The sequence below is a fragment of the uncultured Methanobrevibacter sp. genome, assembly GCF_902774605.1.
In the GTDB taxonomy this organism is placed as follows: Archaea; Methanobacteriota; Methanobacteria; order Methanobacteriales; family Methanobacteriaceae; genus Methanocatella.
Map to the genome: position 1 here is coordinate 51,365 of NZ_CACYJE010000007.1, position 17,145 is coordinate 68,509.

General features: G+C 36.5%; 6 protein-coding genes. 3 read left to right on the top strand and 3 right to left on the bottom strand.

Going from position 1 to position 17,145, the window contains the following annotated elements:
* Window positions 1-261: an energy-converting hydrogenase B subunit P gene (locus QZU77_RS03020; protein ID WP_295599821.1), complete on the top strand. Its 261-nt coding sequence runs from the start codon at window positions 1-3 to the stop codon at window positions 259-261.
* Window positions 258-917 (top strand): DUF5612 domain-containing protein, encoded by a 660-nt coding sequence (locus QZU77_RS03025; RefSeq protein WP_295599824.1) that lies wholly within the window; start codon window positions 258-260, stop codon window positions 915-917. Before QZU77_RS03020 ends, QZU77_RS03025 begins: the two co-directional genes overlap by 4 nt.
* Window positions 918-961: 44 nt before the next feature.
* Here QZU77_RS03025 and cas4 read toward each other — a convergent pair whose 3' ends face one another.
* The 3 genes from cas4 to QZU77_RS03040 all read right to left on the bottom strand — a co-directional run bounded on the left by cas4 (window position 962) and on the right by QZU77_RS03040 (window position 4,699).
* Window positions 962-1,753 (bottom strand): CRISPR-associated protein Cas4, encoded by a 792-nt coding sequence (cas4, locus tag QZU77_RS03030; protein WP_295599827.1) that lies wholly within the window; start codon window positions 1,751-1,753, stop codon window positions 962-964.
* A gap of 137 nt (window positions 1,754-1,890) precedes the next feature.
* The gene (locus QZU77_RS03035; RefSeq protein ID WP_295599830.1) at window positions 1,891-3,369 is read right to left on the bottom strand and encodes a sodium-dependent transporter; all 1,479 of its coding nucleotides are present in this window, start codon (window positions 3,367-3,369) and stop codon (window positions 1,891-1,893) included.
* Between the two features lie 256 nt (window positions 3,370-3,625).
* On the bottom strand, window positions 3,626-4,699 hold the full coding sequence (locus QZU77_RS03040; protein ID WP_295599833.1) for a DNA polymerase subunit beta: 1,074 nt from the start codon (window positions 4,697-4,699) through the stop codon (window positions 3,626-3,628).
* A 299-nt stretch (window positions 4,700-4,998) separates the two neighbouring features.
* Between QZU77_RS03040 and QZU77_RS03045 the strand changes: the two genes are divergently transcribed.
* Window positions 4,999-17,145 (top strand): Ig-like domain repeat protein (locus QZU77_RS03045; protein ID WP_295599836.1); only part of this gene is annotated, 12,147 nt, incomplete at its 3' end.

The window sequence follows — 17,145 nt, forward strand, 5'->3', positions numbered from 1 at the left end:
TTGAAATTTGTTATGAGACCATATCATATGGTGAGTCTTGGAGGATACATTGTGGAATGGGATTTCCCATACAGGGACTTGATCATCGTGAACAAGACCTCCGAACCAATTAAAATTGAAATACCCGTTTTTCATGAAGAATGGATTGTCCAACACCGTGAATTGGGTTTGGATGTAATCCCGGTGACTGAAAACGATAATTATTTGAGCATGTGGAAAAGGGCACATGCGGAACTTGATAAAATAAGGCCAAAAGAATGAATGATTATACTTTAACAATAAAAACCAATGAGAAAAAAGGCGTATTGGACAACATCACTGATGTCATAACCAATCATGGTGCCAACATCAGTTATGTTCACCTCTTCGTAGAGCGAAACAATATGGGTTCAATAAACCTTGAACTTGAACATGTAAATGATATCGATGAGCTTGTAGGTGACCTGGAAGGCATCCCTGATGTCAAGCTCGTGGAATTGCATGGTTCTCAACTGGACATTTACGGTAAACGTATAATCATCGTCGGTGGCGGTGCACAGGTTTCACAGGTTGCAATGGGTGCAATCACAGAAGCAGACAGGCACAACATACGCGGCGAGCGCATAAGCATAGACACAATCCCTTTGGTTGGTGAAAAATCCATTGCAGAGGCAGTTGAAGCGATATCAAGACTTCCTCGTGTAAGCGCATTGGTGCTTGCAGGCTCCCTTATGGGCGGTGAAATCACAGAAGCGGTCAAGAAGGTTAAGGAGGAAAGCAAGCTTATAGTGATTTGCCTTAACATGCCTGGAAGCGTAACCAAGTATGCCGATTTAATAATCACCGACCCGATTCAAGCAGGGGTTCTGGCGGTAATGTCAATAGCCGACACTGCAGTGTTCAATATTGAACGCTTGGGCGACAATATCAAATTCTAAAACTCATTTTTATGGACATATAGGGGAGTTTAAACACTCCCTATCTAATTTAAACACAAGTCATTATATTCGCATTTTTCACATTTCTTATCATTTTTACTTACTTTGGGCTTTTTCTTGTTCTCAACGATTTCCTTGACGTCACGCACAATGTCAAAGAACTCCTTTCTAAGGTTGATGTCCATCACTACTGGGCGGCGGTCATTGATTTTCTCATAATCGACAAAACCGACATAAACGTCCTTTTCAAACTCTTCCTCAATGAGCACTGCATATGATGCAAGTTCAATGGCATCCTGATCCCAAACTCCCTTCAATGGAGGATTGCCGCTTTTAAGCACCACTGGATAGTATTTCCCGTCAACAATCTCTATCTTATCGCACACTCCAATCAGGTCAATTGTCTTGTCCTTGATGAGAAATGAGTACATGCAGTTAGGGTAGAACATGTCGATTATTTCATGGGCGTCACGGTTGAGTATGCTCATCACCTGCTTCAGTTTAAGCGCAGTGGTCTTTATGTTGAAGTAGGCATTGTCAATCATTTCATTGATCTGTGAGTTTTCAAGCCCAAGGTTCATGGACTTGATGGATTTTGTTGTGCCTTCAATGTATGGGTCGATGTTGTCTGCCAGTATGTTTTCAATCTCGGTGACGGTCATGTTCCTCTGGACCTTGCGCATGTTCTTCTGGATCAAATCGCTAATGTCGATTTTAAGCTTCTTGATTTCAACAGATAATTGGTAATCATCGCTTTCGCGCATGTCAATGTGGGTTTCATTATACAGTTTCATGGGACAGTACATGTATTGTTTTATAGAAGATACTTTAATCATTTTTATAACCTCTTAAAACTTGGTAATATTACATTATACTCGGTTATATATAAAATAAGAAGTTATGAGGGGAGTAAATTTTTCAAGGTAAAATAAAAAAAGTAAATAGCTAATAATTTAGCTATTCGATAACAATATTACGTGTTGTAATAATTTTTGTTTATTGCAGGCAACTTGGCGAAGATAATCGGCACAATAATCAGCACTGCTGTTAGGATGAGCATTATTGTTGTGCTCAAACCGTCCGCTGTCTTTGCGGTTGAAAGGATTCCCTGAATCCAAAGTCCGGCAATACAGATTGGCAGAATGTATTTGATTGCCGCTTTCCAGGTTTTGCCCACTTTAATGTTGGAGTTTTCATTCAATGTTTCGATTAAATCATCGAACTTGTAAATCCAACCGAAGATGATGCATTCAAGGAGCACTGCAAAGAGCAATGCGAAATTGTTCAGGTATGCATCGAAGACTCCAAGTATTGTGCTTCCGATACCGGTTGCAAAAATGCAGGATATCAAAAATCCGATTATGCACACAACAGTGGCTGTCTTTTTACGCTCAATGAGGAATTTCTCTGATATTGAGTAGCACACTCCCTCTAGAAGCGCAATCACAGAGGTGATTCCAGCAAAGAGTATGCATATGAAGAACAACGGTCCGACCACGTATGCCGCCGGTCCCATTGTGTTGAACACTTGAGGGAACACTACAAACGCAAGGCCTGTTCCTTCGGTTACAAGCTCGTTGAATGGTATTCCTGAGGATAGTGTCATGAATCCTAGAATTGAGAATATTCCGATTGAGTTGAACACTTCAAAACCTGAGTTTGAGAATGCAACGATTATTGCATTGTCAACGAGTTTGGATCCTTCCGGAAGGTAGCTTGCATAGGTCATTGCAATCGCCATACCTAAACTCAGTGAAAATACGATTTGACCGAATGCGGCCAGCCACACGTCCAGGTTTGTCAGTGCACTCCAGTCCGGTGTGAAAATCTGAGTGTATCCGATTGATGCTCCCGGAAGTGTCAATGAGAATATTACGATTCCAACCACTATCAAACATAAGAGCGGTAGTAATATCTGACTTACTTTACCGATTCCGTCATTCAAGTCCCTTTTGATGATTGCCCATGCAATGAACCATATGATGAATACGGACACCAGCACGTTAGGGACTATGGTGAACAGTCCGGACATTGAGTCTGTTGCATGCAGTACGTTGTTTGCAAAGTACAGGTCAGGGTTTGCGCCCCATGCCTTTGTGAAGCTTAATATGATGTATATGAAGTCCCATCCCACTACACAAACATAGTATGTTGTTATTAAAAATACGATCAATAAGATTAACCATGCTATTGGTTCTAATTTTCCTTTGATGGAGTATAATATTCTTGCAATGGATTTCTTGAACTTGAATCCGACAGCGTATTCCACAAGAACAAATGAGATTCCTAAAAGAAATAGTGAAACTATGTATGGAATCATGAATGATCCTCCACCGTTGGAGTAGAGCACGTTTGGGAAACGCCATATGTTTCCAAGCCCGACGGCTGAACCAATCATTGCCATCATGAATGCAAGATTACTATTCCATTCCTGTTTTTTAGTTTCTGTCATTTTATCACTTAAATCTAATACTTAGTATATTGGTTTTTGAAGTTTATATATTATTAGTATTGGATTGCAATAAAACAGTGTTGATTTATTCTAATTTTGTTGAATGTTTTCATATTCGGTTATTTTTTCATTTGAATAATATTCGTTTGAAAAAAATTAGTGAAATTAAATATTAAAACTATAAATTATTTAAAGTGTTCATATTGAATTGTTTAAAAAATAAGTAAGTAATGAGAGAAGTCTCTCATTGAAATGTTTAAGCGGGACTTTCCTTAAGCTTCACGTACTCGTCAATCGCTTCACGGGTGGTTCCGACAACCAATCGGTAATGTGAATCCTCACCATTTATGATGACCTTCTCCACCTTGCCCTTGGCGATGACATGCTCGCCGTCAACCACTTCACCGGCATAGGTGTGGGTGAATGAAACGATTTCGGTCAACGGATAATCGACTCCGTCCAGGTGCTGAACGTTTTCAATGGTGTATAGGGACGGATTGTCGTATGCCCCAAGAGCGCTTACGATATCGCATTCAATCTGCTCGATTCCCTGCGGTTCATATATGGTATCTCCCCATTCCCCGAGGATTTCATCATAGTCCCTTGTGGCCAGGATGTCGAATAGGGTTCCGTTTATTGTTCCACGGTTCGCCTTCCTGTTCTCATACCATTTGAACTCCTCTTTTGTGAGGCTTTCATCGAACATTCTCTTGTCATAGACGAATTCCCAGTAATCGTCTGTTATGCCCTCAACAGTAATGTGCTTGTCGATTTGCTCAATATACACTTCATTTCCACGGTATTTCTTGAATGTTTCGATTGCTCTTCTGTGGTTTTCAAGCCCGTAGACTACAAAGTCCAAGTCGGACACGTCGCTTTTCTGAAGCCCAGGCAGGATTGAGCCTGAGATTCCCAGATGGTCATAGGGGATATCGGCCAGGTAGTGGAAGAAGTCAGCCACATCCATAAGCTTTGAGATGAGCTCTGGATTTTTAACCTCTCCTCCATTGTCGAATGTGTCCTTGAGACCTAATAATCGTTCATCTGGTTTGATGATTCTTTCCACCTTGTCCAGTGGCACTCCCATCATCTCAACGTTTGTGATGTCGCAGAAGTACAGGTAATCCGGGTGGTTTTCACGTAAGTATGAGTATGCTTCCTCAGACCCTACCTTGCGGTATCTTTTGCCGTTTTTTTCACGGTCTCCTTCAGGATCTGGAATGTATCTTAAAAATGAGTTCACCTTATCTTGTGGGTGAATGTAGTTTGTTGAAGCGAAGTACATATCATCGCTAGTGTAGATAAAGTCTCTTGTTCTAACTGGTTTCATAAAAATTAACTCCTATAATATATATTATATGGGCTTTGGGTTTTTTAATCATTATGATTTGAAAAATTCATGATTGATGATGATGAGATATTGTGCAACGTTTAGCGTATATTGATATTGTTGTACATATCAACACATAAACAATTGTTATGTGTATGAATAATTTTTATTTATTGAAACAATGTATCATTTCATATATAAAAATGTTTATTTTTTGTACAATGGCATATGTTTATATATTACGATAACCAATATAACAGCTGTATAAACGAAAATCTAGTATGTTAGATATTTGTTAATTGGAGGTTAAATTTATTAAATCAAAAATTTTTATTGCTTGTATACTATTAATTACATTATGTTCACTAACTGCAATCGCTGCTAGTGATGCCGATAATACAGTTGCAAGCGCAAATGATGAAAACTTGACGGTTCAAACAAGCACACAGGATAGTGCTCTTGTCGAACAGTCAAATCAAGAAATTGTGAACACGGAACAAGACGCTGAAAGCAGTCAAGGGGATGTGCTTTCGGCAAGTTCTGATGAGGAGGTTTTAAGTGGCACACAAACTCAATTGAAAAATTTGATAAGTAATGAGGGTAATTATCTCGAATTGCATGAGGATTATTCAGTTTCATCTTATATATCCATATATAATAAAAATGGTTTAGTTATAGATGGTAAAGGCCATACTATTGATGCGAATCGGGCATCAGGTATTTTCAATATTGCTAGCTCTTGTATAAATATGACTTTTAAGAATATTAAATTTATTAATTCAGCTGACACTGCAATTGTTTTTGAACATGATGGTGAATCTATTCAAGCTTCATTTTGTTTTATTAATTGTACATTTGAAAATAATACTGGATATAATGGTGCTGTAATAAGGGCAACAAAATTTAATGGGTTCTTGAACATTACTAATTCCACAAGTTATGGAAATAGTGCTTATAGAGGAGCGTTTTATTATTCATCTTCTTCTGCAGGCGTGACTAATAAAATTAAACTAAACCTTATAAACTCTTCATTTACTGAAAACAATGTATCTGGTGATGGAGGAAGTGTATATGTGATGTGGACTACGGATATTAATATCATATCTTCAATTTTCACCCGTAACCATGGTTATCAAGGCGGAGCGATAAGGACTAATACTGATATAAAAGTTGATGGAAGTAAGTTTTATTCAAATGAAGCTTCTTATGAAGGAGGTTGCATTTTTATCGGAAGAAGTAATAATTTTGAAATAAAGGATTCCTACTTTGAAGGTAATTCTGCATACAGGAGAGGCGGTGCACTTTTCACTTATGGTGCTACAATTGAAAATTCTAACTTTGTTAACAATAATGTAAGTCTTACTCGACCGAGCAGTGATGATGAGGTAGGTAGAGGAGGAGTTTTTTATTCTAGACAGGAAAGTGTCACATTTAGAGATTGTAAATTTTCGGATAATGTCGCACGAGAAGGTGGTGCAATTTCAGTAGATTATAGAGTTGCCACTTTATCAACACATAACTGTGAATTTAATAATAATTTTGCTACAGACTATGGTGGTGCCATTTCCAGCCGTGTAAAAGGTACAACAGCAGTGACATATTCTAAATTCAATAATAATTCTGCTAGATATGGTGGAGCTATTGCAACAGGTTATGAAAAGGGCATTACAACTGGAAGATTTGAAATGCATGACTCTGATTTTACTAATAATAAAGCTTCCGTTAATGGGGGTGCACTTCATTTAGAAACAACTAATTCTGTAGTTGATACTTCTAGATTTACTGACAACACTGCATATATGGGTGGTGCAATTTATTGGGATGGTAATGGTGGTTTAATTGATAACTCTAATTTTGAATCAAATACTGCCAATAATGGTGTTTCAGTGTACTGGAAAGCAAATAATGGTGAAATTACCCGATCTATATTTAATGAGAATAATCCTGCAGGTGGTGCTGTTTACTGGGAAGGTACAGGTGGAAAAATATCTACTTCTACTTTTAATGGAACTAAAATGATTTATATTCCTAGTGCTGGGTCTGTTGTTCTCACATCAAATATTCAAAATTCAAGTTCTTATGATGGATCTTCCGTTTATCTGGAAGGTAAGGCATCATTTTCTTTAAATGAATTTATGAATGCAATTTACAATAAGGGAGTGATTTTATCCGAAACCTACATGACAACTTTAAATAATATTACTGTTGTCACTAATGTTAATTCATTGCCTGTGTTCTCACGTATTGAAGATGATAACGGAAACCCTATTAAGGTTGATGATGCTATAATCATTTTTTATGATAACGGTAATCAATTGACAACCACATTCAATCATACTGATTATGTGTCATCTGTAAGCAATCTTGCTATTGGGCTCCATAATTTCACATCTTCAGGTTATAAAACTGCCAATTTCAACAATATTGCTCTTAAAAATGGTGCAATATTATATTTGATGATGAATCTTACTGTCAATCAGACAAATTATGGTGAAAAGGTTGTATTCACAACAACTTTAATCAACACCACTTTAAATGGTACTATTGATTTGCATATTAATGATGTAGTCTATAATGTTCCTCTTATTAATGGTGTTGCTGAATTGACTTTATATAATATGGCTCCTAATGAGTATATAGTTACTGCGATATATGAGGAATATAATCAGACATTAAATGTTAATGTCACTATTGATGTTCAACTGCGTAATAGTACAATAAATGTTACTGCTAATAATATTACCTATGGTGGAGTTGTCACTATTAATGTTACTGCTACTAACGGTACAAGTGGTAAGGTTTACATATTTGTTAACAATAGGATGTATACTGTAACTTTAAAGAATAGTACTGCACAACTTAACCTTACTAATTTGCCAGGTGGTGATTATACTGTATATGCTGTATATAATGGTGATGTGAACTTTAATGGTTGTAATAATAATACTGCATTCAGTGTTACTAAGCAAAATGTAACCATAAACATTACTGCTAAGGATATAGAAATGGGGCAAACTGCTATTATAAATATTATATTGCCTAATGATGCAAATGGTACTTCACATGTTTATGTGGATGGTACTGCATATCATTTCACTAAACAAAATATTGCATTTAATGTTACTAGTTTAACTCCAGGTAATCATACTGTAAGGGTGATATATGATGGTGATGATAAATACTTGCTAGGTTCCAACAGTACTACATTTGAAGTAAAGAAAAATGTTATTGGTCTTAATATAGTTGCTCAGGATATTTATGTTGGTGATAATGCAACTATTAGAGTTGACTTTACTGGTCTATTTAATGCTACTGGTCTTGTACTGTTAACGGTTAATGGTGTTCAATATTATACTTATGCGAATAATACAAATGCAACATTCGTAATTTCCAATCTTCCATATGGAAAATATAACGTAACTGCCACATATTTGGAAGATGATATATATTATGCTGCTAATACTAGTGGATCTTTCATGGTTAATTATGTGAAAATTAATCCAGTGTTTAATTATTCAGTAGATGATGACTTGAATGTGATTGCAAATGTGACTGTTCCAATTGATGCGAACGGTGACATTATTATTGAGGTTGATGGTAAAAACTACACTTCAGATATTGTAAAAGGCAAATTCAGTGTACCGATTAATGGTTTGGAAGGTGGAGAATATCCTGTTAAAATCTACTTCGCAAATGACACTAGATATCTTGCAGTAAATACTACTGGAAAAATTATTTTGAAAAAAGTTAAACCTACTATTCACATTGATTCAGAGCATATTTTTGTTGGTGATAATGCAACAATTACCGTGCGTCTTCCAAGTGATGCAACTGGTAATGTGACAATAACCATTAACAATAATAATTACACTGAATCCATTGTAAATGGAAGTGCAGTGTTTAATGTATCAGGTTTGCCTCATGGTAATTATACCGTTGTTGCAAATTACACTGGGGATAGAAAATATTATGCTAATGTAGAGGATGAGGTATTGATTGTTAGAAAAGTGGATCCTAACCCTTATTCATACATTAGTGTTGATGATATTTTTGTAGGTGAAATTGCAACATTTAACATTACAATGCCAAGTGATTTAACCGCAAAAATCAATCTGACCGTACAGGGCATTACACATGTTGTTGACATTATAAATGGTTCTGGACAAATCAACATCTCCGATCTAAAAGAGGGCCTTCCAGTTCCAGTTCACGCATCATTCTTGGGTAATGATAAGTATCTCGGATGTGAAAGGGATTATACTAGATTCTCAGTTCACAAGATTACAAACTATCCGATTAACATAACTGCTACTACAAATTCAACTAGCGCTAATATTACTGTCATATTGCCGAGCGATGCAAACGGTCCGGGTAATATTACTATTGATAATAGGGTTTTCCAGGTCACTTATGTCAACGGTAAGGCGAATGTCACTGTTGATGAATTAGTTTCAGGTCAGCAGTATGTTGTTAATGCAACATTTGCAGGTGATGATAAATACACTGAGGGTGGTGCAAGTAAAACATTAAACAGTAATAAAACATTGGATTATAATTTCACAGCTGCTGCTAAGGATATTGTTGTTGGTCAAACCGCATATATTAATGTTTACCTGCCAAACATTACCAATGGAACAATAACAATCAGGGTTCCTGGAAGGACTCCATATACTATAAATGTTAATGAGACATTTGTTAATGGAACCTATGATCTTCCAGTCTATAACTTGGCGGCTGGATCATACACTTGTTATGTAACATATAATGGTAATGACATGTATGAAGCAAGTACTAGGTCAGGTACACTTGTGGTTTCTAAAATCCACACTTCTCCGGGCATCAACTTTAATACCACTTACGTGGGTCAAAATCTTACTATTCAGGTTACTTTGCCTAGTGATTCAAATGGTACTGTGAATATTACAATTGATGGTAAGGTTTATAATGCTACCGTGGTTAACGGAACTGCTTATGTTAATGTTCCGGGATTGGCTGCTGATACATATGAGGCCAGTTTATTCTATAGTGGTAATGAGAAATATGATAATCGTACCCAAAAATTCCCAGTGACAATTTTAAAAGTCCGTGACTTCCTATTTGACCTTGGAACTATTGACATTAAAGTTGGGGATAATGAAACAATCACTATAAGATTGCCTTCAGACATTGATGTAAATGTGACAATCACTATACCTGGCACCGATTATATTGATAAGGTTATTCAACTAACCAATGGTACTGCCACATTCAATGCTACAGGATTTAAGATTGGAAGGTATAATGTAACTGCAAGCATTAAGGATAGTGTAAAATATATTGATCGTTCTGTAATTGGATACTTCACTGTTTCAGCTATTGATGATTATTTATTCAGATTGCGTGATGTAAACACAACAATCGTTAGGGATAATATCACTTTCGTATTGGAGTTGCCTGAAGATGCAACTGGTAATGCAACCGTATTCATCTTTGGTGAAAATTACACTGCTGAAGTTAAAAATGGTGTTGCTACAATCAAGGTGCCTACTACTGCACAGGGCAATTATCAATTTACAATCAGTTTTGAAGAGGAAGGAAAATATGTTTATAAATCACAATCTGGATATGCATTTGTTGTTAAAACAAATCCTAATGTGAACTTGGTATATAATGCTAGTGTAAATGTTGATGAGAGTGTTACAATTACTTTCGTTCTTGATAAGGATGCGACTGGAAACGTGTCTGTTACCAGTCGTGGTGTGACATACACTGCTAAATTGGTTAATGGTTCTGCTAATGTGACTATTAATGGATATCCAGTGGCTTCTGCATATTCTCCACATATGTCCTACACTGGTGATGATAAATATAATCCTTACTCAGATACTATCAAGATTACTGCTCATAAAGTTAGTGATTATAATATTACTGTGAATGTTTCCAATATCACTGTTGATGATGTGGAATTGGTTAATATTTCTATTCCAAGTGATGCAACTGAGGACGTGTTGGTATCTGGAAACTTCTCAAACAACACATTTTCAGTAAAACTCAACAAAGGAAATGCAACATTCATTATTAAGGATTTGCCTGCTGGAACTTACTTTATTAATGTAAGGTATCAAGGGTATCAAAAATATGAAGATAAGAATGTGACTAAAATATTTAGAGTGGATAAGGTTGTTCCACCTATAGCAATCGAATTTGTGAACAATGACACTATTGTTGTTAGATTGCCTGAGCTTGCTAATGGTCTTGCAAACATAACTGTTGGTGATGGTTTAATCAAAACTCAAATCAACATTACTAATGGTGTTGGATCATTAAATATAAGTGGTATTCGTCCGGGTAATTATTCAGTTAATGCTACTTTCTTGGGTGGTGCAAGATACTTGCAAAACAGTACCAACATTACAATCCTAATTCCAAAAATTAAGGATTACGTTTTACCTATTAGTGTGAGGGATATTACAGTTGGCGAGAATGCTACAATAACTATTGTGGCTCCTTATAATGCTTCGGGTAAAATGAATTTGACTATCAATGGCGGAAGCGTTATTGAAGTGCAGATTATTAATGGTATTGCTACATATAACGCAACTAAATTGGCTGTTGGCAATTACACTGTTGTAGTGAGTTATGAGGATGAAGAATATGTATATAAAACCAATTCCACTAAATTCCAAGTTGGCAAAATCGAAACTGTTATTCAAATGAATATTACTGGTAATTCAACCAGTCTGACTGTGAATGCGAACTTAACTGAAAGTGTTTATGGTGGTAATTTAACAATAACTATTGATGGAACTCCAGTCGTTTTCAAGGATATTACTTCAAACATGATAAATTTAACCGTTCCAGCTCTGCCGGGTCAACATGTAGTCTTTATTGAGTATTCTGGTGATGAAAATCATACTTATAAGAGTGATTTTGGTTCTTATGAAACTTTCAAAATTGGTAATTATACATTAACTGTTGATGCAACTGATGTGATAACTGTTTTAGATACTAATACTGTAATTGTAACTCTTCCAAAAGGAATCGCCGGTGAGGTTAATATTTATATTAATGATGAATTATATGAAGAGGATGTTATTATAAATTCTACAACTGGTAAAGCAACATTGGTATTGGATAGGTTGCCTAGTGGTAATTACACAATTCGTGCAAGTTTTTCAAGTGCAATTTATGAATTAAAAGAAAACACAACTAACTTCACAGTAATTAAGTTAAACACTACAATTAGCGTGAATGTAACTAATATTACTAAGGATTTAACTGAAGTGATTAATGTCACAGTAAACAAAAACGCTACTGGTTATGTGGAAATATTCATTAATAATGTAACATTTAGGGTTAAAGTTGAAAATGGAACTGCAGTATTGACAAGGTCCAATCTTGTTGACAAGAATTATCCGATTGTTGTAACCTACCTGGGTGATGATTATTACAATATTAATGAAACAACTGCTGAATTCACTGTTTCAAAAATCCCAGTCAATATTACAATAACCTGTAATGACATTGTAATCGGCCAGGAGGCTAACTTCACTATCGAAACATCAAGAAACATTACAGATCAAGTGACTGTAAGAATAGACAACAGGAATTACACTGCTGTTGTCTATAATGGTAAAGGATCTTTGATAGTGCTTGGAGAAAACCTTGGAGTGCACAATGTGACTGTATTCTACGCTGGGGATAAGGATTACTTGCCTGCTAATGACACTATAAACGTTACAGTCTTTGATAGGCTCCCAACTTCAATCAGTGTAAATGTTACCAATATCACAGTCGGTGAAAAACTAACCATTTACATTAACGTGACCGGTGCTCAAAATGGTACTGTAAGAATATACATGCTTGGTAATCCAGTGGATGTTAAAATCACAAATGGTACAGGCAATTACACATATACTAATCTGACTGCACGTAATTACCACTTCACTGCGGAATACCTTGAAAACACATATTATAAGTCAAGCAATACCACTGGTGATTTTACAGTATTCAAAAAACAATCCTACCTTACAGTTAACGTGACAAACATTAAAGTAGGGGAAGTTGAAGTATTCAACATCACAATCTCAAACGGAACAACAGGGCATGTTTTAATCAGTTTCGCAGACGTTCGCTTATACGCTGACATTAATGGAACAACATTCGTAAGCGTTCCAATGGCAGACTTACCTGTTGGAAAATACAATGTGACTGTAAAATATGACGGTGATGAAAACTTCTACGGATCAACCAATAAATCCTCATTCAACATTACAAAACTCTCAACAACAATCACTATCGATTGTAATGATACAATTATAATGGGACATCCTGTAGAGTTCACAATAACCACTTCCGCAAATGTCACATCTGTTGTAACTCTCAACGTCGATAATAAAAACTACACTACATATATTGTAAACGGTAAAGGAACATACACTGTATATAATCTCATAACTGGCAACTACACTGCTACAGTTTACTTTGCAGAATCAGACAAATACGATGCAGTAGAAAACAGTACTAAATTCAATGTAACAGGTAAATCTCCAATAGAAATCAGTGTAAGTGTTGATAATATTACTCTTGGCGAGGAAGCTATTGTTTATGTGAAAATCACTAACGGAACAACCGGTAATGTTACCTTAAACATTGCAGGCATGCCTCTAACCAAGGCTATTGTTAACGGTACAGTTAACTTCACTGTCGCTGGCCTAATCGCTCGTGACTATCACGTGACCGTAACCTATTTTGGTGACGATAACTACCTTCCAGGCACAAACGCTACTGATTTCACAGTCTATAAGAAGAATTCAACTATTTCAATTAATGTTTCTAATATCAATGTTGGTCAGCATGAAATTATTAACGTTACTGTAACTAAGGGTGCTACTGGTATTGTATTGATTGATATTGCTGGTATTCAGGTTTATGCTGAGATTAATGCAACTACAGGTGTTGCCACTGCTACATTTGATGATTTAGGTGTGAACACTTATAATGTGACTGCAACATACCTTGGAGACAATAATTACAATGGTTCTAAAACAAATGCTACATTCAATGTAACCAAACATAAAACAAGTATTGTAATTAATACAACTGCTAATATTATGGTGCAGCAGAGTATTGAGTTCAACATTACCACTTCTGAAAACATTACAGAGGTTCTTAAAATAGAAGTCGATGGTGTAAACTACACTGCATACATTATTGGAGGTAAAGGCTCATTCATATTGCCTAAATACTTGGATGTGGGTGATTACACTGCTACAGTATACTATCCTGGAAGCTCCAAATATGATCCTGAACAAAACACTACTGATTTCAGGGTGATTGACAGGCAAGCTTCACAGGTAATTGTTGAAATATCAGACATCACTGTCGGCGAAAATGCAACAGTATATATAACCGTAACTCCAGGCGCTACAGGTACTGTGATTTTAAGCATAGCCGGTGAAAGTTACTTCCTTTCATTAAACAACAGCAAAGTGAACTACACAATCAGTAACTTAATCGCACGTAATTATCATGCATCAGTAACCTATATGGGTGATGAATACTATTATGGAAGTGAAAACGCAACCAATTTCGTTGTCAATAAGAAAGCATCTCAAATCAATGTGACTGCAAACAACATTACTGTTATTCAAACACAAACAATTAGCATCAACATTACCAACGGTACAACCGGTGTTGTTTTAATTGACATTAACGGTACAGACTACTTTGCAAACATTACCAACGGCGTTGCCAAACTTGACGTTAAGAACTTGGCTGTGGGACAATACACTGTTATCGTAAAATATGATGGTGATGCTAACTACAATGCATCCTCTGCTCAAGTATTATTCAATGTTACCAAGTTAAACTCTGAAATAACTCTTGAATTGTTAACACCAAGTCCTGTTGGAGAAGGAGATGATGTATTAATCAAAGTAACTGGTCCTGATGATTTCACTGGTGTGGCGGTTGTTACTGTAAAAGGATTGAACAGCAAGGACTACACTGTGTTCATCAACAATGGTGAAGGTCAGCTGATACTTACAAACCAGCCTGTCGGAACTTATAATGTAAGTGCAAAATACATTGAAAACGACAAGTACTTGGCAAACGTTTCAAACAATGTCTCATTCGAAGTATATAAGACAGGTTCCACTTTAAGCGTTCAAACACAAAACATTTACGTTGGAGAAGAGGAAACAATCATAGTTACCGTGAGTGGCAATTACAGTGATACTGTGACTATTGTGATTGACAATAACTTGACTCGTGAAATGCCTCTTGTATATAATGAAACAACAAACAGCAGTGTTGCCAAATTTGTATTGTCTGAGAGGTTCATTGCAGGAGTGCATAATGTGCATGCTTCATTCACTTCAACTGAAGATGGAAGAATAATTACTTATGAAGGTGACAGTAACTTCATCGTTTCCAAAAACAATTCAACAGTTGGAATCAATAGTATCCTTGACATTAAAGTCGGTGAAAATGTAACTATCACAGTTACTCTTGATCCTAGTGACGCTACTGGAAACATTGAGGTTTATGTTGGCGGTGAAAAATACACTGTAAACAGGACCAACATGACATTAACACTCAAAGACCTTAAAGCAGGCCACTATGGCGTTCAAGTTGTATATGAGGGTGATGACAAGTACTTGGCATCTCATGCCGAATCATCATTCAATGTATCTAAAAACAATGTTGAGGTTAGAGTTGATGTTTCAGACATTGAAAAGGGTCAAGTGGAATACATTAACGTGACTGTTGCACCTGATGCAAAAGGATACGTATTGATTGACATTAACGGTACCAAATATTACGCGGAAGTAATAGGGGGAGTTGCAAGGTTCAATGTAATCGATTTAACACCGGGCAAACATGATGTAAACGCTACATTCATAGGTGACGATAAATACTACAGCAATTACACTACTGACTCATTCAACGTATCTAAACTCACAACAACAATCAAAATCAACGGTTCAGATATCTTCTTCGGACAGGATGAAGTGTTCAACATTACAACCTCTGCAAACCTGACAGTTGTGGTTGTAATCGAGGTCAATGGCACAAACTACACTACATTCATAAAAGAAGGAAATGGAACATTTACAGTTTCTAAATTGCCTGTTGGTGTGCATACAGCTACAGTATACTTCAATGAAAACACTGATTACAATGCTGCTAAAGACACTTTCACATTCGAAGTCTTCGATAAGAAGGAATCTGCAATTGATATTGATGTAGAAAGCATCACAGTGGGCGAAACATTAACAGTTAAGGTTAATGTGACTGACGGCGCTACAGGTGATGTGATGATTGTTATTGCAGGAAACACCTACACTAAGGCATTGGAAAACGGTGAAGCAACATTTGAGATTGAAGGTTTAACTGCACGTAACTACCATGTTTCTGCATACTACCTTGGAGACGAATACTATAAAACAAGCAATAACACTGCTCCATTCACAGTAAGCAAGAAAAACACCGCTATTGAAGCAGTTGTAACAAACTCCACAGTGGGCAGCGTTGAATACATTACTGTAACATTAAACGATACTAATGCTTCTGGTAATGTTTTAATCTCTGTTGGAGGCGCTCACTACTATGGTGAACTTGAAAACGGTGTTGCTAAGTTCAATGTGACTGGTTTGCTGGTTGGAAATTACACTGCAGATATCAAATATCTTGGTGATGATAACTTCAACAATGCAACCGGCAAAGTAAACCTTACAATCAGACAAATCAGGACAGGCATAATCATAACCGGTCCAAGCGACATAATGGAAGGTCAAAGCATTAAGTTAATCATTAAAACAACCGAGAACATCACTTCATTAGTGACTGTTCAAATTGGATTAGTTAACCACACTACATTCATATCACAGGGATCCGGTGAATTAGTGCTTGATAACTTGACTGCTGGCTCATACACTGCTATCGTATACTATGCTGGTGATGAAATCTATGTGGCTGAGAAAAACCAAACCACATTTGTCGTAACTGCTAAAAAACCTACTGAACTCAAGATAGAAGTACAAAACATTACTATTGGTGAGACTGAAAAAATCATAATCAACGTAACCAAGGGAGCTACAGGCAACGTAACAATTGTCCTTGCAGGTAAGGAATACTCTAGACCTATTGATGCTAATGGTCAGGTAGTCTTTGAAAAAGAAGACTTGATGGCTAGGGACTATGATGTGACTGTAATCTATAATGGTGATTCCAATTACAATGGAAACCGCAGCATTGCTCACTTCACTGTAAGCAAAAAACCTAGTGCTGTTGACTTGGATGTAGAAAACATTACTGTCGGTGATACTGAAATCATTAATGTGAATGTAACATCCGGTGCTACTGGAATGGTATTGATTAATGTAAGTGGAACATACTACTATGCTGACTTGAAAGACGGTAAGGCAACATTCAACGTCGCAGGTCTCAAGGCCGGAGAATAC

Excerpts from the sequence above, each read along its gene's own strand:
- cas4 (WP_295599827.1), bottom strand. The coding sequence starts at position 1,753 with ATGATTAAAGTATCTTCTATAAAACAATACATGTACTGTCCCATGAAA.
- QZU77_RS03025 (WP_295599824.1), top strand. The coding sequence starts at position 258 with ATGAATGATTATACTTTAACAATAAAAACCAATGAGAAAAAAGGCGTA.
- QZU77_RS03040 (WP_295599833.1), bottom strand. The coding sequence starts at position 4,699 with ATGAAACCAGTTAGAACAAGAGACTTTATCTACACTAGCGATGATATG.
- QZU77_RS03035 (WP_295599830.1), bottom strand. The coding sequence starts at position 3,369 with ATGACAGAAACTAAAAAACAGGAATGGAATAGTAATCTTGCATTCATG.